The sequence below is a fragment of the uncultured Holdemanella sp. genome (assembly GCF_934754935.1).
Taxonomy (GTDB): Bacteria; Bacillota_I; Bacilli_A; order Erysipelotrichales; family Erysipelotrichaceae; genus Holdemanella.
Genome location: NZ_CAKVJB010000013.1, coordinates 1 through 22,462, shown reverse-complemented (window position 1 = coordinate 22,462; position 22,462 = coordinate 1). Strand labels below are relative to the sequence as shown.

Genomic DNA, 22,462 nt, shown 5'->3' with positions numbered 1-22,462 from the left:
ATATGCGAATTGGATTGTTTACAGATGCATATTTACCAGATATTAATGGGGTTGTTTCAAGTGTGGCAACCCTTAAACACGCTTTAGAAGAGTTAGGACACACTGTGTTTATTATCACAAATCATAAGGGAGTAAAAATTGCGGAAGATGAAGATGGGCATATTCTTCGTTTGCCGGGTCTTGAAATCAAAAAGTTTTATGGATATAAAATGTCAAGCCCAGTACAATTTACGGCAGATGCCTATATAGAAAAGATGGATCTAGATGTGATTCATATTCAAACTGAGGCAGGCGTAGGTATGTTTGGTCGTCAAATGGCTAAGGCATTACATATTCCAATTGTGTATACGTATCATACAATGTATGAGGATTATACGCATTATTTTAATCCACTTGAATTTGATTCGGTAGAAAAATTAGGGAAAAGCTTTATTCGTGCATTTTCACGTGTCATGGCCAACGGTTCTCAAGCTGTTATTGCACCTAGTGAAAAGACAAAGCAGGCATTGATTCAATATGGTGTGATTGCACCTATATATATTGTTCCAACGGGTTTAGATTTATCGGAATATGATCGTAAAAATTTGGATGAAACAAGAGTCCAAAGGATTCGTGAAGAGTTGGGCTTTAGCCAAGAAGATCATATTGTTGTCTTTGTAGGGCGTATTGCCAAGGAAAAGGCGATTGAGATTCCCATCGAAGCGATTTGTAAAAATAAGGATCCACACTTACATTTAGTCATTGTAGGTGGTGGTACGGATATGGAATATTACAAGGATCTAACAAAGAAATATAATGTTGAGGATCGTGTACATTTTACAGGTAAGATTCCTAAGGAAAATATTGCCTATTATTATGCGGCTTTTGATTGTTTTGTGTCGGCAAGTCTTTCTGAAACACAGGGTATGACATATATTGAGGCATTGGCTAGTGGACTTTTAGTCTTTGGTCGTCGTGATGAAGTGTTGAAAGATTTGGTGGATGAAGGAAAGTCTGGATACTATTTTGATGATGCCAATGAACTAAGTCAAAAGTGGGATGCTTTCTTTAGTAAATCTAAGGAAGAAAGAGATGCATTAAGGGATTATTGTGTTTCAAAAACAGCTCCTTATACAGAGAGTATGTTTGCACATAAAGCATTGAGTGTGTACAATCAGGCAATCGATGATTATAAACGTGCATATCATGTGGAACGTATTCGCATGGTGGATGATTTTGTTCGTTTAACTGTAGTTCGTGATTGCGATAATGAACCAATTAAAGTAATGATTCCTACAGATGATTTCTTTGATTTGAAGATCACAAAGGATACAATGTTAGATGCTTATTTGATTGACAATTATTTGGATATGCAGTTATTCTATAAAGCGTTTGAATTGATGAAGAAAAGAGTTTTTTCAAATGATTATACGTCTTATCAGATGGTGCAGTATGGTAAGCAATATTTGAGCTTGGATGAAGATCAAGCACAAGAAATCGTAAATGAATTTATTCAACGTCATTGGATTGATGATAAAGATTATGCATTTGATAAGGCGCAAGCATGGCATTCGTATGGTCAGCCTAAAATGCAAATTTATTCAAAGTTAAAAAAAGCAGGTATTGATGAGGATATGATTGATGCGGCTTTGATAAATCTTGATGAAGAAACAGAGCGTAGCAATGCGACTAAGTTAGCGCGTCGCTTAACGCATTCGATCAAGGAACAGTCGAGTCGTATGCAAAGACAGACTTTAGTCAATAAATTGGTTACGAAGGGATATTCGTTTGAGATTGCCAAACAAGTCTCAGAGTCGATTGAATTGGATGAAAATGATGATGAGGCATTACAAAGAACGATTGCGAAAGCAAAGCGTTTATATGCAACGTTTGATCAGCCAAAGAGAAATCAAAAAATTCAAACGTATTGTGTTCGTAAAGGGTTTAATATATCGGCTATAAAAGAAGTTTTGAAAGGGGAAAATGAATGAGAATTAATGAGATTACACAGGAACAAAAAGTAAATGTTAAGTGTTTGATTTCAAAATGTGACAAGGGAAAAACCGTGAAGGATACGCCTTATTTGTCTTTGATTTTAGAGGATGCAACGGGTGTATTGGATGCAAAATTTTGGAATTTAACGAATGAGCAGATTGAACAATATAAAGCTGGACAAGTTGTAGAAGTGATTGGAGATTCTATCATTCATAGAAATGCAGTTCAGTTGCGTGTAAGAAAGATGACGGTCTTAGAGGATGAAGATATTTCTAATTATGTAAGACTTGCTCCTATGACTCGTGCTGAGATGGAAGAAGAAGTAAAATCATTGATGAATGAAATCACAGATTCAAATTTATATTGTGTTGTTGAAGAGGTTTTAGAAGAAACAAAAGATTTATTCTATACATATCCGGCTGCTACAAGAAATCACCATAATTTTGTAGGAGGCCTAGCCTATCATTCTATTAGTATGGCGCGTGTTGGATTGGATGTTTGTAGACAATATTCATTCTTGGATAAAAGTTTGTTGATTGCAGGTATCTTGATGCATGATATTGGTAAAATTGATGAGTTGAGTGGTCCAGTACTTCCTGAATATACAAATGAGGGGAATTTGTTGGGGCACATCAGTATTATGAATAATCGTTTGGATCGTGTAGCTGAAAAGCTAGGTGTAAATGATAAAGAGATTGTTTTACTATTGAAACACATGGTTTTATCACATCATGGAAAGATGGAATTTGGATCTCCAGTACTTCCAATGATTCCAGAAGCAGAAGTATTGACTTTGTTAGATAATCTAGATGCTCGTATGTATATGATGAAGCAAAGTTTAGATACAACGCAGCCGGGCCATTTTGGACCTCGTGTTTTTGCGTTAGAAGGTCGTATGATTTATCATCGAAAAGGAGAAGATGAAGAATGAAAATAGGTTTTGTATCGTTGGGATGTTGTAAAAACTTGGTGGATTCAGAACAAATCATGGGTATGATCAAAAGGGGTGGCCATGAGATTGTGGCTAATCCAAAAGATGCACAGGCTATTATTGTGAATACTTGTGGTTTTATTGAAAGTGCCAAAGAAGAAAGTATTAATACAATTTTTAAGATGGCGCAATATAAAGAGCGTAACTTAGAGAAGTTGATTGTGTGTGGTTGTTTAGCACAAAGATATACAGATACATTAAGGGAAGAAATTCCTGAAATTGATGCGGTTATCCCGATTCGTGAATATGATACTTTGGCAAGTCAACTACAAAAAATTTTGGGTTCAGATACATTATTGGATAAGGCTGAACGAGTGATTTCGGGGAATCCTTGGCAGGCTTATGTAAAAATTAGTGATGGTTGTTCCAATCGTTGTGCCTATTGTGCAATACCTTTGATTCGTGGAGATCAAAAGTCACGTACAATTGAGGATATTATGGAAGAAGTCAATCATTTGGCAAGTATTGGTGTTAAGGAATTAACATTGATTGCGCAAGATACTACAAAATATGGTTTGGATAATTATGGTGAATTGATGCTTCCTGAATTATTGAGACAAGTATCAAAGGTAGAAGGTTTACATTGGATTCGTGTTCTATATATGTATCCCGATGAAATTGTGGATGATGTATTGCAGGCTATGAGCGAAAGTGAAAAAATCGTACCTTATTTTGATATTCCAATGCAGCATGCGAACAATCGTTTATTGAAATTAATGAATCGTAGAGGTCCAAAAGAGGATGTATTAAAGGTTGTGGATAAGATTCATACGATGTTTCCAAATGCGACTTTGCGTACAACTATGATTGTTGGTTTCCCTACAGAAACGGAAGAAGAATTTGAGGAACTTGTAGATTTCATCAAGGAAATAAAATGGGATCGTATGGGTGCTTTCACATATTCGAAGGAAGAAGATACACCTGCTTATGATATGGATGGTCAGATTGATGAAGAAGTTCAAAATGATCGTTTGGCTAGATTGATGGCTGTGCAGGAAGAAATTTCAAAAGAAAAGAATCAAGAAAAGATTGGTAAGGTCATAGAAGTTCTAGTTGAGGAAAAAGAAGGTTTGGTGGATCGTTATCGTGGAAGAAGTGCTGCGGATGCACCGGATGAAGTGGATGGTCAAGTCATCTTTACAAGTGAAGAACCATTAGAGTTGGGTACTTTTGTGAAGGTAAAGATCACAGATGCCAAGTCTTATGATGTTTATGGAACATGTGTAAGCGAATAGTTGGATTGGATCCCATTGTATTTAAAGATTCTAGAGTATTGATTTTGGGTTCAATGCCAAGTGTCATTAGTTTAAAAGAACAGATGTATTATGCGAATAAGACAAACCGATTTTGGAAAGTCTTAGAAGCAATTTATCAAGAGAACGATAAGATAAAATTATTAAAAACATCACATATTGCACTTTGGGATATTTGTCATTCGTGTATAAGAAAGACGAGTGCGGATAGTGAAATCAAAGATATAGAGCCAAATGATATACAGGAATTGTTGAATAGATATAAGAATATTGAAAAGGTCATTTGTAATGGAAGAACAAGTTATAATACGATGCAGAAATATTTTCCGAATATTCAAACGGTGTATTGTCCTTCGACTTCCAGTGCAAATGCTAGGTTTTCATTAGAACAATTGATTGAAATATATAAGAAGGAGATTTATGAATAAATTATATTGGGCAAAGGTTAAGCCGGATGCTAAGGTGCCACAAAAGCGTTATGAAGATGCAGGGTATGATTTGTATCCATGCTTCGATGAGGATTATATGGTAATTGAACCTCATGAAACAAAATTAGTTCCATTAGGTGTTGCGAGTGCATTTGATCCTGAGTTTGTGATGATTTTAAAAGAACGTGGTTCTACAGGAACAAAGGGAATTGCGCAAAGAAGTGGTGTGATTGATTCGGGTTATCGTGGAGAATATATGGCTCCAGTGACAAACTTGAATACAAAGCGTGTTGTGATTAAAAAGCAAGATGTAGAATATAAGGAAGATGCGATCATTTATCCTTACGAAAAAGCAATTTGTCAGGGTGTATTATTGCGTATGCCTCAATTAGAGAGTGAAGAAATTAGTTTTGAAGAGCTTCAGTCTATGGAGTCTGAAAGAATGGCTGGGAAACTTGGAAGTTCAGGAAAATAGTGAAATGGATCTATTGTCATAAGGGCAATAGATCTTTTTTTAGAAAAAAGATGATTTTTAAATTATATAACCGATCTATAACCTTACAGAGCCTATACTAAAATCAGATAATGAAAGGGATTACAACCATATCAAAAAGGAGGGCTTTGTATGTTGAAAAACTTGAAGAGAGCGGCAGCAATTGTATTATCATTTGCGATGGCAATCCAGTTTGGACTAGCAAACTCTTACTATGTAAATGCAGAAGAAGAGCCTGTTGAACCACAACAGGAACAAACTACGACTGTAGAAAATAATAGTGAAGTACAAGAAGAGGTTGCAAATGAGGATGCAGTGCCAGAAACGAAATCTGTAGAGTTAAGCTATGTGGCTGAAGATGGAACAATTTTACAGGCAGCTACATATCGTGATTTTGATTTAAATTACGGCTTAAATACAGATAGTAGTGTTATGTTGAATTTTGATGGTTATACATTAAAAGATGTAATTGTCAATAATTCGCAAACAGTGAGTGCTGATCAGGCAAGTCTAAGTGTGACTTCAGATCTTGCGAGTGTTCAATTTGTTTATAAGAAAGTGATTACTGAAACAGAGAATCAAACAACTGAACCTGCTAAGACGGAAGAAAAGAATGAAGACGATGCTGAGGCAGACCCGGAAGTCAAAGAGGAATTAGTTGAGTATCCGGCGTTTGATCAAAGTGAGATGGCTGGTGATGTAGTTGTTCATGCGACAGCAGCTGAGGGTGTTTTACCAAGAGATTCTAAACTTGTTGTAAAACGTATCACAAGAAAGGCTATCTTAAATGCAGTTGAAGAAACAGTTTCTGAAAAGAATATGGAAGTTGAATCAGCTGTGGCATTAGATGTTACGATTCAAAGTAAAGATGGTGTTGAAATTCAACCAAATGGATTTGTTAATATCAGTTTTGAAAATGTAGCAACTACAGCTCAAGAAACAAATGTTTACCATGTTACTAATGATGCAAGTACAGTAACTGAAGTAGCTACAAATGCACAGAGCTTTGATGCAGATCACTTCTCAATTTATGTTATTACGAATGAAAATCAAGTCCCATTAACAACATTCAACTTTGTTGCGAATGGCACAAAAGTAAGTACACAGATTGTTAAGTCTGGGGATACATTAATTGCTCCTACAGCTCCAGATATGATTGGACAAGCATTTGTAGGTTGGGTTGATGAAGCTGGTAATTCATTTACAGGTTTTGGTAAACAAGCAGAAATTACTGAAACTACAACACGTACAATTACAGCTAGATATGAAGCAGCATTATATGTATACTTCTTAAATCCAGATGGATCACAAATTATGCGTACAGAAAAAGTTGGAGATCATAAAGCACATAATTTTACAGCTGTATCTTATGAAGTAGATTCAACTCATAAATTAGTTGGTTGGGCAGCTGAAGCAAATGGAACTACAAATATTGCAGATAAGATTTCAGTTCCAGCAGATCAAACTTCTGTAAATGTATACGCAATTATTAAAGAAGGTTATTGGGTTTCATTTAATTCAGATGGTGGATCTATTGTTGATTCTCAATTCGTATTACACGGTGACAATCTAGTCCTAGATAAATCTACAACTCCTACAAAGCCAGGTTATTCATTTGATGGTTGGTACAATGGTTTAACTAAAGTAGAGAATGGTGCAACAGTTACTTCTCCAATGACTTTAACAGCTCATTGGAAAGCAGCAAAAGTTAGTTACACAGTTATTCACTGGTGGGAAAATGCAGATAATGATGAATACTCATTCCATGAATCTCAAGAATTACAGGGTTTGACTGGTGCAACAACAACAGCTGCAGCAAAGTCCTATACGATAAAGGGTAAGAACATTCATGGTGAAGATACGAGTGATAAAGTCTTTACTGCAACTACAATTGAACAAAAAACAATCAAGGGTGATGGTTCAACAATTGTAAATGTATACTACAAGAGAAAAATGTATACAATGCATTTTAAAGAAAGAAGTAATTCAAGAAAAGATTATACAACTATCACTAAAAAATGGGGTCAAAGTATTTCAAAAGAAGAATGGCCTACATATGATGGAAATGGTAACTGGCAGATTTCAAGTAGTAGGTATCTAGCTTTTACGAGCTCAATGCCAATGAAAGACTCTACATTATGGAGTACAAGTGGTTATTACACTCATAAAGCATATTATTACGTGAGAAATATAGAAGATACGAATTATGAATTGCATCATACAGATGTGATTAAGTCTAGTAGTTATTATCTAACTATTGGTAAAGAGGATTGTTATGCGATTACAGGATTTACATATTCTCATGGAAATCCTGGTGTAGATGGCGAGTACAATAATTCTAAGTTCTATTATACTCGTAATTCATATAGCTTAAGGTTTATTAACAATGGTAAACAAGACAAGACAGTTTCTAAGAAATATGAGCAAAGTATTTCAAATGAAAACTATACTCCTGCAAGACCAAGTTCACTACCAGATTATTATGAATTTGATGGTTGGTACGATAATGAACTTTGTGAAGGTGAAAAATATGTCTTTAATGGAAAGACAATGCCAGCACAGAATGTTACATTATACGCAAAATGGACAGCTAAGAAGATTAGCTTAACATATAACTTGAACAATCCTGAAGGGGATGTAGTTAAGGGTACTAAAAAAGTTGCAGCTGGTACAATCGCAAGTACAGTATTGCCAAGTGCTTCTGCAATTGAAGGTTATTCATTTGCAGGTTGGTATGTAGCAGATGAAAATGGTCATATGACAAATGTAGCATTCAATGCGAATGATGCTATTTTGAAAGATACTAACGTTATTGGTAAGTGGTTATACAATGGTGAGCTTAAAGTTAAGTATGTAGCAGATGGTGTAGAGGCTCCAAAAGATAACAATGTTTATGCGGGTGGTGCTAAAGCTACAGTTGCTAATGGTGTGACAAAAGAAGGTAAGAAATTCTTAGGTTGGCAATTAGATGGTAATGTATATCAACCTGGTCAAAACTTTGAAGTAAATAAAGATTTGGCAGATGACAAGAATGTGATTACTTTAACAGCTGTATTTGGTGATTCAGAAACTTCAGCAATCTTAACTTATCATCCTGGTAATGGTAATGGTGAAGATCAGAGCGTTGCGATTTTGAATAACGTTGAAGTTGCTTTAGAAAGTACATCTAATTTACATTATTCAGCTCCAGGTGAAGATTACTACTTTGCTGGTTGGGCAACATCAATGGAAGATGCTCAAAAGGGTAATGCTAAATATGCAGTTGGTGAAAAAGTCAGAGTGAATGCAGATTCAAGTAATGATTTATATGCGACTTGGGTAAAGAAAACTGTGATTAAAGTTACCGCAAATAGTAATACACTTCAATATAATGGTGAAGTACAGAAGGTTGAAGGAATTAAAGATGTTACTGCTGGATATGAAGTAACTGGTTTAACAGCAGAAGCTAAAGGTAAAGATTTTGGTACTTATAATACTGAAATTACTGGTACAGCAAAAGTTACTAAAGGCGGTGTTGATGTAACGGATAAAGTAATCGTAAATAAGATTAATGGAAAACTAACAATTTCTAAGCGTAAAGTAACATTAACGAGTCAAACAGATTCTAAGGATTATGATGGAACTCCATTAACTAGACCTGATGTAACTATTACTGGTGGATTTGTTAAAGATGAAGTAAAAGAAGTTAAGGCAACTGGATCTGTCACAAATGTTAGTGAAGGTGAAGTAACAAATACAATTACTTATAAAACATCAGATAAGTTCAATCCAAATAACTATTCAATTACTAAGAATGAAGGTACATTGAGTATTACTCCAGTTACGGATGAAGTAACAGTAACAATTAAGGGTAATAGTAAAACAACTCCTTATAATGGAACAGTACAAAGTGTAGGTGGATATACAGTAGAATCTATTAGTAATACACTTTATACATCAACAGACTTTACATTAAATGGTCAAGCAATGGCTACTGGTAAAGATGCTGCAAAATATCCAATGAATTTGGATGCAACTCAGTTTGTTAACAACAATGCAAACTTCTCAAATGTTAAATTTGAAATTGCAGAAGATGGACAACTTGTTATTAGTCCTCGTGCAGTAACATTAACTAGTCAAACAGATTCAAAGGATTATGATGGTACTCCATTAACTAGACCAAATGTTAAAATTGAAGGAAACTTTGTTGATGGTGAAGTAACTGAAGTTAAGGCTACTGGATCCGTTACATATGTAAGTGAAGGTAAAGTAACAAATACAATCGTTATTACTGAAGGTGAAAACTTTAAAGAAAGTAACTATTCAATTACTAAGAATGAAGGTAAATTGAGTATTACTGAAGTTAATGCTGAAGTAACAGTAACAATCAAAGGTCATGAAGATAGTGTAACTTATGATGGAAACCCACATTCAGTAGAAGGTTATGAAATCACGGATATTTCTAACAAATTGTATACTAAGGATGATGTTCAGTTTACAGGTGAAGCTAAGGCTGAAGGTACTGAAGCTGGTACATATCAGATGCACCTTACTAAAGATCTATTTAGTAACAAAAATAGTAACTTTAAGAAGGTAACATTTGTAGTCGAAGATGGATCATTAATAATCAATCGTAAGTCTATTGATGATCAAAATCGTATTACAGTAACAAAGCCAGAAGATTCTAAGTATAATGGTGAAGAACACAAGAATAAACCAACAGTTACAGATACTAAGACTGGTAAAACATTAGTAGAAGGTACAGATTACACATTAGCTTATAGTGATGATGTAACAAATGCTGGAACAGTAACAGTAACTATTAAAGGTATTGGAAACTATAGTGGTAAAACAACTACAAATTATCAAATCCTTAAACGTGATGTAACATTGACAAGTGGATCTGCTTCTAGAGTTTATAACAAGGAAGCTTTGACAAATGGTGAAGTAACGGTAAGTGGTGATGGATTCGCTAAGAATGAAGGTGCAACTTATAAAGTAACTGGAAGTCAGACAGAGGTTGGTGAAAGTAAGAACACATTCACATATGAATTGAAGTCAAACACAACAGCTTCTAACTACAACATTACAAAAGCAGAAGGTAAATTGATAGTCACTGCTGAAGATGGTGAAGTAGTCGTAACAATTACTGGTCATTCAGATTCAGTTGAATATGACGGAAATGAAAAGGCAGTAAGTGGATATGATGTAACAATCACTGAAGGAAGTACATATACAACAGATGATTTCACATTCAGTGGAACTGCAGAAGCTAAAGGTACTGCAGCTGGTACATATTATATGAACCTTGTGGCTGAACAATTTACGAACACAAATGCAAACTATGAAAAAGTAAGATTTGTAGTAAATGATGGCTCATTGACAATTACTCCTAAGTCAATTAATCCAGATGATGAAAAGACTGGTATTAAAGTAACAGATCCAGAAGATTCAACTTATGATGGAAATGAACATATCAATGGATTAACAGTAACTGATTCTAAGTTAAATACAACATTAGTTGAAAATACAGATTACACATTAACTTATAGTGGAGATCTAATCAATGTTGGAACAGTAACAATCACTATTAAAGGTATTGGAAACTATACTGGTGAATTTACTAAGACATACAAGATCCTACCAAGAGAATATACAGTAACAACAAATACGGATTCTAAGGTTTATGATGGAACTGCATTAACAGCTGGTGGAACAGTAAACAACTTGGTAAAAGGCGAAACAGTAGGATTTACAATTACTGGTAGTCAAACAAATGTTGGTACTTCAGATAACACTTATGAATTGAAGTTTGAAGGAACTGCAAAAGCTAAGAACTATACTCATGGTAAAGATTCAATTGGAACATTAACAGTAAAAGCTAAGTCAATCGTTCCAGATGGACCAGATACTCCAGATGAAAAGAAGACTGGCATTAAAGTAACAGATCCAGAAGGTTCTAAGTATGATGGTGAAGAACATAGAAACAAACCAACTGTAGAAGATACTAAGACAAAAGTTACATTAGTAGAAGGTACAGATTACGAATTATCTTATAGCGAAGATGTAGTAAATGCTGGAACAGTAACAGTAACAGTAACTGGTATTGGAAACTATGAAGGAAGCTTTGAAGTAACTTATGAAATCACTAAGCGTCATGTAACATTGACAAGTGCTGATGATGAAAAGGTTTATGATGGTAGTGCTTTAACAAATGATACAGTAACAGTTGGAGGCGACAAATTCGCTAAGAAGGAAGACGCAACATATAACGTAACTGGAAATCAGACAGAGGTTGGTTCAAGTGACAACACATTCACATATGAATTGAAGTCAAATACAAAAGCTTCTAACTACAACATTGAAGTTAAGTTTGGTGAATTAAAAGTTACTCCATTTACAGATAAGGTAACAGTAACAATCAAAGGTCATGAAGATACTGCAACTTATGATGGAAATAGCCATTCAGTAGAAGGTTATGAAGTAACAAATATTTCTAACGAATTGTATAAAAAAGACTATGTTGGATTTACAGGTGAAGCTAAGGCTGAAGGAACTGAAGCTGGTACATATCAGATGAACCTTACTGCACAACAATTCAGTAACATTAGTCAAAACTTCACAGATGTTGAATTCATAGTTGAAGATGGATCATTAACAATCAATCCTAAGTCAATCGTTCCAGATGGACCAGATACTCCAGATGAAAAGAAGACTGGTATTACAGTAACCGATCCAGAAGGTTCTAAGTATGATGGTGAAGAACATAGAAATAAACCAACAGTTACAGATACTAAGACTGGTAAAACATTAGTAGAAGGCACAGATTACGAATTATCTTATAGTAAAGATGTAATCAATGCTGGAACAGTAACCGTAACAGTAACAGGTATTGGAAACTATGAAGGAAGCTTTGAAGTAACTTACCAAATTACTAAGCGTAATGTAACGTTGACAAGTGGATCTGCTTCTAAGGTTTATGACAAGACTGCATTGACAAAAGATGAAGTAACAGTAAGTGGTGATGGATTCGCTAAGAATGAAGGTGCAACTTATAATGTTACTGGATCTAGAACAAAAGTTGGTACAAGTGAGAACACATTCACATATGAATTGAAGTCAAATACAAAAGCTTCTAACTACAACATTGAAGTTAAGTTTGGTGAATTAAAAGTCACTGCTGAAGATGGTGAAGTAGTCGTAACAATTACTGGTCATTCAGATTTAGTTGAATATGATGGAAATGAAAAGGCAGTAAGTGGATATGATGTAACAATCACTGAAGGAAGTAAGTATACAACAGATGATTTCACATTCAATGGAACTGCAGAAGCTAAAGGTACTGAAGCTGGTACATATTCAATGGGATTAAATGCAGATCAATTTACGAACACAAATGATAACTATACTCAAGTAACATTTATCGTAAATGATGGCTCATTGACAATTACTCCTAAGTCAATTAATCCAGATGATGAAAAGACTGGTATTACAGTAACAGATCCAGAAGATTCAATCTATGATGGAAATGAACATATCAATGGATTAACAGTAGCTGATTCTAAGTTAAATACAACATTAGTTGAAAATACAGATTACACATTAACTTACAGTGGAGATCTAATCAATGTTGGAACAGTAACAATCACTATTAAAGGTATTGGAAACTATACTGGTGAATTTACTAAGACATACAAGATCCTACCAAGAGAATATACAGTAACAACAAATACGGATTCTAAGGTTTATGATGGAACTGCATTAACAGCTGGTGGAACAGTAAACAACTTGGTAAAAGGCGAAACAGTAGGATTTACAATTACTGGTAGTCAAACAAATGTTGGTACTTCAGATAACACTTATGAATTGAAGTTTGAAGGAACTGCAAAAGCTAAGAACTATACTCATGGTAAAGATTCAATTGGAACATTAACAGTAAAAGCTAAGTCAATCGTTCCAGATGGACCAGATACTCCAGATGAAAAGAAGACTGGCATTAAAGTAACAGATCCAGAAGGTTCTAAGTATGATGGTGAAGAACATAGAAACAAACCAACTGTAGAAGATACTAAGACAAAAGTTACATTAGTAGAAGGTACAGATTACGAATTATCTTATAGCGAAGATGTAGTAAATGCTGGAACAGTAACAGTAACAGTAACTGGTATTGGAAACTATGAAGGAAGCTTTGAAGTAACTTATGAAATCACTAAGCGTCATGTAACATTGACAAGTGCTGATGATGAAAAGGTTTATGATGGTAGTGCTTTAACAAATGATACAGTAACAGTTGGAGGCGACAAATTCGCTAAGAAGGAAGGCGCAACATACAACGTAACTGGTATGCAGATTGAAAAGGGTGCTAGCAACAATACATTCACTTATACATTGAATGAAGGAACATTAGCTGGAAACTATGATATCGAAACATTTGAAGGAACATTAAAAGTAACAGCATTCGAAAACGAAGTCGTTGTAACAATCAAAGGTAACAAAGATACTGCAACTTATGATGGAAATAGCCATTCAGTAGAAGGCTTTGTGATTACTGATATTTCTAACAAATTGTATAAAGCTGAATATATTGGATTTAAAGGTTATGCTAGAGCTGAAGGAACTGAAGCTGGTACATATCCAATGAACCTTACTGCACAACAATTCAGTAATACAAGTGCAAGCTTTGATAAAGTAACATTCAAGGTTGAAGATGGATCATTAACAATCAAGCCTAAGTCAATTACTCCAGATGGACCAAATACTCCAGAAGAAAAGAAGACTGGTATTACAGTAACCGATCCAGAAGGTTCTAAGTATGATGGTGAAGAACATAAGAATAAACCAACAGTTACAGATACGAAGACTGGTAAAACATTAGTAGAAGGTACAGATTACGAATTATCTTATAGTAAAGATGTAATCAATGCTGGAACAGTAACCGTAACAGTAACAGGTATTGGAAACTATGAAGGAAGCTTTGAAGTAACTTACCAAATTACTAAGCGTAATGTAACGTTGACAAGTGGATCTGCTTCTAAGGTTTATGACAAGACTGCATTGACAAAAGATGAAGTAACAGTAAGTGGTGATGGATTCGCTAAGAATGAAGGTGCAACTTATAATGTTACTGGATCTAGAACAAAAGTTGGTACAAGTGAGAACAAATTCACATATGAATTGAAGTCAAATACAAAAGCTTCTAACTACAACATCGAAGTTAAGTTTGGTGACTTAATAGTCACTGCTGAAGATGGTGAAGTAGTCGTAACAATTACTGGTCATTCAGATTCAGTTGAATATGATGGAAATGAAAAGGCAGTAAGTGGATATGATGTAACAATCACTGAAGGAAGTACATATACAACAGATGATTTCACATTCAATGGAACTGCAGAAGCTAAAGGTACTGAAGCTGGTACATATTCAATGGGATTAAATGCAGATCAATTTACGAACACAAATGATAACTATACTCAAGTAACATTTATCGTAAATGATGGAACATTAACAATTACTCCTAAGTCAATTACTCCAGATGGACCAGATACTCCAAAAGAAGAAAAGACTGGTATTACAGTAACAGATCCAGAAGATTCAATCTATGATGGAAATGAACATATCAATGGATTAACAGTAGCTGATTCTAAGTTAAATACAACATTAGTTGAAAATACAGATTACACATTAACTTACAGTGGAGATCTAATCAATGTTGGAACAGTAACAATCACTATTAAAGGTATTGGAAACTATACTGGTGAATTTACTAAGACATACAAGATCCTACCAAGAGAATATACAGTAACAACAAATACGGATTCTAAGGTTTATGATGGAACTGCATTAACAGCTGGTGGAACAGTAAACAACTTGGTAAAAGGCGAAACAGTAGGATTTACAATTACTGGTAGTCAAACAAATGTTGGTACTTCAGATAACACGTATGAATTGAATTGGACAGGAACTGCAAAAGAAACAAACTACAAACATGGTAAAGATTCAATTGGTAAATTGACAGTAACTAGACAGTCAATCGTACCAGATCCTGAACATCCAGAAACTTATAAAGAAGTTACAATTACGAGTCCAAGTGATGAAGTATATGATGGTAAGGAACACAAGTGGATTCCTACAGTTACAGATAAAGAAGGAAATGAATTAGTTGCCAAGACAGATTACGAAGTGACTTATTCAACTACAGATTTCACAAATGTAACTGGAACTATCACAGTAACAATTACAGGTATTGGAAACTACACTGGAAAAGCAACTCGTACTTATTCAATTACACCTAAGACTTATACAGTAACAACTGAATCTGATTCTAAGGTTTATGATGGAACTGCATTAACAGCTGGTGGTAAAGTAAGTGGAATCGTTAAGGGCGAAACAGTAGACTTAACAATTACTGGTAGTCAAACTAACGTTGGTACTTCAGATAACACGTATGAATTGAATTGGACAGGAAGTGCAAAAGAATCGAACTACAAACATGGTAAAGATTCAATTGGAACATTAACAGTAAAAGCTAAGTCAATCGTTCCAGATGGACCGGATACTCCAGAAGAAGAAAAGACTGGCATTACAGTAAGTGATCCTAGTGATTCTAAGTATGATGGTAAAGAGCATAGAGAAGTATTAACAGTTCAGGATACTAAGACAAATGAAGAATTAGTAGCTGAAAAAGATTACTCTGTAACTTATAGTGATGATTTGGTAAATGCTGGTACAGTAACAATTACTATTGAAGGTATTGGAAATTACACAGGATCATTCACAAAGACTTACGAAATCACAAAACGTTCAGTAACATTAACAAGTGCTACTGCAAGCAAGACTTATGATGGTCGAGCATTAACAAGTACATCAATCACAGTAAGTGGTGATGGATTTGTGAAGGGTGAAGGTGCTACATATAATGTAACTGGAACTCAAACAGAGGTTGGAAATAGTGCAAACTCATTTGAATACAAATTAAATGAAAACACATTAGCTTCTAACTACGACATTACTAAGGTTGTTGGTACATTAACAATTACAGCAGCTCCTGCTCCTGTGATTCCAGCGCCAACGCCACGTACTCCAAGTGTTCCTCAGGTAATCACTCCGGTTGAAACGGTTGAAACGGTTGAAAAAGAAGAAACTCCTAAGGCTGAAGAACCTAAGACTGAAAAGGTTGAAGAAGAGTATACTCCTAAGGCATCACCTCAGTACTACTGGGCATTAATCAACTTGATTTGTGCAATCTTAACAGTATTATTCGGATTATTATTGTTGATCTCTAAACGTCATAAAGATGAAGATGACGAAGAAGATGATGATGAAACTAAAGAACAAGTAACGAACAAAGATGATGAAGATAAAGAACAAGAAAAGAAACGTGGAACATTCACTCGCGTACTTGCAGTTCTAATCGCAATCGTATCTGTTGTATTCTTCCTAGTAACTGAAGACTTAAGTCTTCCTTGGACTTGGACAGATCAATGGACAATTTGGATGGTTGTTCTTGGATTAGTTCAAATCGTAGTATTCTTCGTAGGACGTAAATGGAAAAACGTTGATAACGATGATGAAGATGAAGAAGCACAACAAGCTTAACAAAAGTTAACAACACAAAAGGAGTAGCCACGTGCTACTCCTTTACTGCCCAATATCCATTTCGATTCGAGCCTTTGCGAATTACGATTTCTTGTTGCTGCAACCTATTTAGCATGCGCTTAATAGTTGAGCGTGATAAGTTTAATTGATTTGCGAGCTCTATTTGAGTGATTTTTGGGTTCTTTTTAATGAGTTGTATGATATCGGGTTCATTGGGTCCAACGGGTTCATTTACTTTGAACCCGATTTTTTTATCTGGTTCATAGAAAACATTGTTTCTATATACGATAACTTTTAATTCAGTTTCCCCACCAATAAATACAGGAGGCTTTAAGCCAGATTCTTCGATTGCTTTAAAGATTCTGGGAATGCCACGACCCCAGTTTTCAATGTATTTTAGATAGCGCAATGCATATGCTGTTGCTTCGTTCCTGATATTAGAATTTCCTTGCTTCATTTTCTCGATTGTTTGTCCCATGACTAGTTTTCCTGGAGAAGTTACTTCTAAGCGGTCATCGAATATCGCAATTTTAATGCTGTTTCTATCTATGTATGATCTGTGCGCAATCGAATTCACAATTAATTCTCGTATGGCATATACAGGAATTTCATATGTTTCTTTTCTTTCTAGAGATTCAAATGAAGCATTTAAACGTATGTTTCGTAATACAAATTTGTACGCAAAATCAATTTGTTCATAAATAGGACCTGAGTATTCTTTCATATCAATGACTTCTGTTGTATCCGTTCCTTTAAAAAGAGCACATTGAATGCGATTTGGCAATGCGGGATGTCCTGTTAATAAGGCATAGGCGTTAGTAGCTACAATATGATTGTTTGATTGTGTAAGTATTCCCCACGATAATAAATCTTGTTTCGTAATGGGTGCAACCGCATCTTTTTCAAATTGTGATCTAGAGTTTTCTAATGCTTTATTATAGAGTGCATCACATAAATTTTGAATGTCACTTTCACTTATTTCTAATTCTGGACATACCATTTTATCAAAATAGCGATTACTGCCTTCAAACATTAATTCTTTGATCATGTTGCGATCAGCATTTCTGGTTGTTCCACTAACTCGCACGTAAACGCCATTAAATTCGCCTTCGGCTTTTAAATGATATGGGCGATCCCATCCAGATGGAACGTTCACAATTAAAATAGTTTTATCCTCGATTGTATCTAAATCGATGCTAGGAATAATATGGGGTTCAATACTTGAAAATATTGAATTTGTGATGGAATCTTTGATTTTAAAAATATCACCTAATAATCCACACACTTCAAATGAATCTTTCTTTTCTTCAATGCCAAAAATAATTTTTCCACCAAAACCATTCGCGAAAGCTACGACAGATTTTAAATATTTCTTATGCTCAGAAGGAACTTCCTTTTTAACTTCGATATTGTTGTTTTCGCCGTATTTGTTTAATTCATTTATCCACATAAGTCTCCTCCTTTCACACATCCACATTAGTATTATACCTAAAAACCCATCCTAGTGCGTACTAGAATGGGATCTTTGTCGTTAATAGTTTTTTGTATAGTTCTACACCTTTGGTTAAGATGCTCTCATCAAAGGTAAACTTGTTTGAATGTAATGGAATGGTGTCTCCAGTACCTAGAAAGAAAAAGATGGATGGAGCTACGTTTCTGTAGTAACCAAAATCCTCACTGATAAGTACAGGACTTTCTAGTTTGTTGACTAGATTGTTTTTGTATAGGGTATGAAATAATTCTTCACTATTTAATACGGGTGGATAGTGGTGATTGACTTTGAAGTTGACTTGAACCTTATATTTTTTAACTGCATTATTCATGTTTTGTTCAATGATATCAACAATTTGATCAAATACCTTTGAATCATAATAGCGGATTGATCCTCTTACATGAGCTTGATTGGCAATGATATTGAAGGCAGATCCGGAATGAAATGTTCCAAAGTGAAGTAAATGGAATATGTCATCGTCAAATGTCTTTTCTTCTTGTTCTAAAGATTTTTGAAGAATTTCTACACAAGCCGTTAATGCGTTGATACCATTTTGAGGTTGTGCAGCATGACTCGCTTTTCCTTTAACTAGAAGTTCAAATTCACATCCACCAGCCATCATTTCATTAGGACGTGTATATACCTTTCCTTTTTCAAGTTCTGGATAGATATGTGTTCCATAGATAGCAGCAATATTAAATTTGTTGAAAAATCCAGATTCAATGATAGGTTTAGCTCCGCCTGGCTTTTCTTCTCCTGGCTGAAATAAGAGTAATACGTTGTAGTCGCTTTCCTTAGCGTATTTCGCTAATTCTAAAACCATAGCCATATGGCCATCATGTCCACAGGCGTGCATACATCCATTGGCGCTTTTAAATTCTAAACTTGTATTTTCTTCCATAGGAAGAGCATCCATATCGGAACGAAAAACGATTGTTTTTTCTTTCTTGTTGTCGAAGAATGCAGTCACACTATTTTGGATAGGATGATCGATTGTGCAATCATATAAATCTAATACATTTTCAATATATTGAGCTGTCTTTTGTGTTGTGAGTTCAATTTCAGGGATTTGGTGCAAATTTCTTCTGTTTTCGATGATTGTTGGCATAAAATTCTCCTTTTTTGGTTTATTATACTACCTATTTTGATTTGTTAAATAAATTTAACATAGATTTAACATTGTAAAGATAGTATGAAAATCCATTTAAATTTATATTAAGTGCGTAATTATGAAAAGGTGGAAAATATGACAACAACAAATATATTGTCTTTATTGGGTGGATTAGCTTTATTCCTATATGGAATGCAGATGATGGGAAATGGTCTTGAAGCTGCGGCTGGAGATCGTTTAAAACAAATTTTAGAGAAATTAACTTCAAATCGTTTTTTAGGGGTGCTTGTAGGTGCTCTTGTTACAGCGGTTATTCAAAGCTCGAGTGCAACAACCGTCATGGTTGTTGGTTTTGTCAATGCGCAAATGATGACTTTACAACAAGCTGTATGGATTATTATGGGGGCTAACGTTGGTACAACTATTACTGGTCAGCTGATCGCATTGGATGTAAGTGCGATTGCTCCATTGGTTGCCTTTATGGGTGTTGCATTGATTATGTTTACGAAAAGCGCAAAGGCAACGGATATTGGACAGATCATTGCAGGTTTGGGTATTCTTTTTATTGGTATGAATATGATGAGTACGGCTATGATGCCACTAAGAGAATCAAAAGAATTCGTTGAATTAGTCACTCATTTCTCAAATCCATTAGTAGGTATTTTGGTTGGTGCAGGATTTACGGCTTTAATTCAATCAAGTTCAGCTTCTGTAGGTATTTTACAGGCATTGGCAGCCAGTGGTGTTATTGGTTTGGATGGAGCTGTATATGTATTGTTTGGTCAAAATATTGGTACTTGTATTACGGCTGTTCTTGCCTCAATTGGAACAAGTCGTGAGGCAAAACAAGCAACAGCGATTCACTTGAGCTTTAATATTATTGGTACGGTGATTTTTACACTTGTATGTATGTTTACGCCATTGGTGTCTATGGTCATTCATTTAACGCCATACAATGCGTCGGCTCAGATTGCCAATATGCATACTATATTTAATGTTTGTACAACTATATTGTTGCTTCCATTTGGAACATACTTGGCTGAGTTTGCACAACACATCTTACCTGCAGAGAACAAAGATATAGAGGATAATCGTTTATTATATTTACAACCTCTTCCTAAATCTAAGAAGATGATTGGTGGTGCAGCTATTTCTGTTAAACAAATCAATGATGAAACAATGCACATGTTAGAACTTGCGTATGAGAATGTGAATCAGGCTTTTGGACAGTTGTTGCAGTTTAGTGATAAGACAGATGAACAAATCTATAAAAGAGAGGATACTGTAAACTATCTGGATAAAGTCATTAGTGAATATATTAGTGCGGCTTTGGCAACACCAAATTTGAATGTGAATATTTCTCAAGCTTTATCTAGTTATTATTTAATGTTAGTGGATATTGAACGTATTAGCGATTATGCCGTGAATATGAATCATCAGGCTACAAAACGTCTTCAGGATCAGATGACGATTTCTGAAATTGAAATTGTTGAGCATATGAAAAAACTATGTGTAGACATGAAAAATGACTTGAATGATGTGGATGAAGCAGAACGTAAGGATGATGTGATTGATTCACTTGTTTCAAGCTGGCGTGATGCACAGATTCAAGCTTTAAAACAACAGAAGTGTTCAAGTGAAGTGAGTATGATGTTATCGCGTATTTTTACAGATTTTGAGCGTATAAATGATCATGCTTTAAATGTGTCACAAGAACTTGATAAAATAACGGTGGAAATACCGGAATAAGCAGTTTTTCTGCTTATTTTTTTTGTAGATTTTGTTATAATCTTGTTATGAATATTGAGAAGTTATTAAATACAATTATTGAAGCAGGAACAATGTTAGTAGAGAGCGGTGCGGAAGTTAATCGTGTTGAAGAAACAATGGTAAGAATGTGTCGTTGTTTTGAGGGGATCGAGTATGCAGATAGCTATGTGACTTTAACGGGCATTATGTTTTCATTAACATATGAAAATAAAACGATAACACGTATTTGCAGGGTGCATACGGGAGAGGTTGATTTAAATAGAATCGATCAAATCAATACACTTTCTAGAAGTATTTGTACAAATCCTATATCTGTAGATGAGTTGGCAAATGAGCTTGAAAAAATTAAGAAAATGTCTCGCTATACATTTAAAGAGACTATGCTTTTTGGTGCAGTAGGTGCAGCTGGATTTGGAATTTTCTTTAATGGGACTTTATTGGAAATTGTGATGTCCTTTTTTATTGGAATCTTGATTCGTTGTATGAGCTGTTTTTTATCCAAACACAAACTAAATTCTTTCTTAAATAATGCGATATCTGCAGGGTCTGCTGCACTTAGTGCTCAATTGATTCACCTAGTATTGCCTCAGACTAACGTGGATATTATGGTTATTTCAAGTTTTATGCTTCTAGTTCCAGGACTTGCGATTACGAATGCAATTCGTGATACAATTGCAGGTGATTATGTATCTGGTGTCGCTAGAGCGGCAGATGCTTTTTTATGTGCCGTTGCGATTGCGGTAGGTGCTGGTTTTGTGATGTATTTTTGGATATAGGGGAATGGAAATATGGTATATGTAATTTTAAAATCAGGGATATCTTCATTCCTTGCAAGTTTAGGCTTTGGATTCCTGTTCAATATCAAAGGAAGAAATTTATGGATAGCCGGTGTTGTAGGTGCTATTGGAGGTGCTTGTTATAAGGTATCATTATATTTAGGGTGCTCTGAAATTTTGTCAAATTTTTATGGGGCTTTAGGCCTAGCATTAGCTTCAGAAATATTAGCACGTCAATGCAAGACACCGGTTACAACTTTTTTGGTTTGTGCATTAATTCCTTTAGTTCCAGGTGGTGGAATGTATCGTACGATGTTAGCTGCTATTCGTGGGGATGCTCAACAAACATTGAATATGGGTCTTCAAACATTGAGTATTGCGGGTGTTTTAGCCCTTGGAATTCTTTTGATTTCGACTGTTATGCGTGTGTATTATCAGGAAAAAAGGAAATATTTATCAAAAAAATAAAAAAGTACTTGCAAAGACAAAAATTTATGGTATTATATATGAGCGTCTTGGGGATATGGGCCTGTAGCTCAGGTGGTTAGAGCGCACCCCTGATAAGGGTGAGGTCGTTGGTTCAAGTCCATTCAGGCCCAC

Annotated in this window: 11 protein-coding genes and 1 tRNA gene; 10 read left to right on the top strand and 2 right to left on the bottom strand. The window is 35.0% G+C overall.

Annotation, left to right across the window (positions count from 1 at the left end; translation table 11 throughout):
- Positions 1–2: 2 nt before the first annotated feature.
- From Q0E86_RS04800 to Q0E86_RS04775, 6 genes are all read left to right on the top strand, one after another.
- Positions 3–1,970 carry a glycosyltransferase gene (locus Q0E86_RS04800; RefSeq protein ID WP_295754899.1) on the top strand — a complete coding sequence of 656 codons (1,968 nt, stop codon included), beginning with the start codon at positions 3–5 and terminating at the stop codon, positions 1,968–1,970.
- Positions 1,967–2,905: a 3'-5' exoribonuclease YhaM family protein gene (locus tag Q0E86_RS04795; protein ID WP_295754897.1), complete on the top strand. Its 939-nt coding sequence runs from the start codon at positions 1,967–1,969 to the stop codon at positions 2,903–2,905. Before Q0E86_RS04800 ends, Q0E86_RS04795 begins: the two co-directional genes overlap by 4 nt.
- Positions 2,902–4,200 carry a 30S ribosomal protein S12 methylthiotransferase RimO gene (gene rimO / locus Q0E86_RS04790; RefSeq protein ID WP_295754895.1) on the top strand — a complete coding sequence of 433 codons (1,299 nt, stop codon included), beginning with the start codon at positions 2,902–2,904 and terminating at the stop codon, positions 4,198–4,200. The genes Q0E86_RS04795 and rimO overlap by 4 nt, the downstream gene beginning before the upstream one ends.
- The gene (locus Q0E86_RS04785) at positions 4,185–4,646 is read left to right on the top strand and encodes a DNA-deoxyinosine glycosylase (RefSeq protein ID WP_295754893.1); all 462 of its coding nucleotides are present in this window, start codon (positions 4,185–4,187) and stop codon (positions 4,644–4,646) included. Before rimO ends, Q0E86_RS04785 begins: the two co-directional genes overlap by 16 nt.
- On the top strand, positions 4,639–5,121 hold the full coding sequence (locus tag Q0E86_RS04780; protein WP_295754891.1) for a dUTP diphosphatase: 483 nt from the start codon (positions 4,639–4,641) through the stop codon (positions 5,119–5,121). The genes Q0E86_RS04785 and Q0E86_RS04780 overlap by 8 nt, the downstream gene beginning before the upstream one ends.
- A 150-nt stretch (positions 5,122–5,271) precedes the next feature.
- Positions 5,272–16,713 (top strand): InlB B-repeat-containing protein, encoded by an 11,442-nt coding sequence (locus Q0E86_RS04775; RefSeq protein WP_295754889.1) that lies wholly within the window; start codon positions 5,272–5,274, stop codon positions 16,711–16,713.
- 34 nt (positions 16,714–16,747) lie between these two features.
- On the opposite strand, the gene Q0E86_RS04770 is transcribed toward Q0E86_RS04775, so the two are convergent.
- Together Q0E86_RS04770 and Q0E86_RS04765 are read right to left on the bottom strand one after the other, a co-directional pair.
- Complete coding sequence (locus Q0E86_RS04770; protein ID WP_295754887.1) at positions 16,748–18,163, bottom strand: ATP-binding protein; 1,416 nt, start codon at positions 18,161–18,163, stop codon at positions 16,748–16,750.
- 61 nt (positions 18,164–18,224) lie between these two features.
- Complete coding sequence (locus tag Q0E86_RS04765; protein WP_295754885.1) at positions 18,225–19,313, bottom strand: M20 family metallopeptidase; 1,089 nt, start codon at positions 19,311–19,313, stop codon at positions 18,225–18,227.
- Between the two features lie 138 nt (positions 19,314–19,451).
- Here Q0E86_RS04765 and Q0E86_RS04760 point away from each other — a divergent pair, with 138 nt between their 5' ends.
- The 4 genes from Q0E86_RS04760 to Q0E86_RS04745 all read left to right on the top strand — a co-directional run bounded on the left by Q0E86_RS04760 (position 19,452) and on the right by Q0E86_RS04745 (position 22,461).
- Complete coding sequence (locus Q0E86_RS04760; RefSeq protein WP_295754883.1) at positions 19,452–21,065, top strand: Na/Pi cotransporter family protein; 1,614 nt, start codon at positions 19,452–19,454, stop codon at positions 21,063–21,065.
- Positions 21,066–21,112: 47 nt separating this feature from the next.
- The gene (locus Q0E86_RS04755; protein WP_295754882.1) at positions 21,113–21,862 is read left to right on the top strand and encodes a threonine/serine exporter family protein; all 750 of its coding nucleotides are present in this window, start codon (positions 21,113–21,115) and stop codon (positions 21,860–21,862) included.
- Positions 21,863–21,874: 12 nt separating this feature from the next.
- Positions 21,875–22,330, top strand: coding sequence for a threonine/serine exporter family protein (locus Q0E86_RS04750; RefSeq protein WP_295754880.1), 456 nt, complete (start codon positions 21,875–21,877; stop codon positions 22,328–22,330).
- A gap of 57 nt (positions 22,331–22,387) precedes the next feature.
- Positions 22,388–22,461: transfer RNA gene (locus Q0E86_RS04745), tRNA-Ile, on the top strand.
- Position 22,462: the final 1 nt, after the last annotated feature.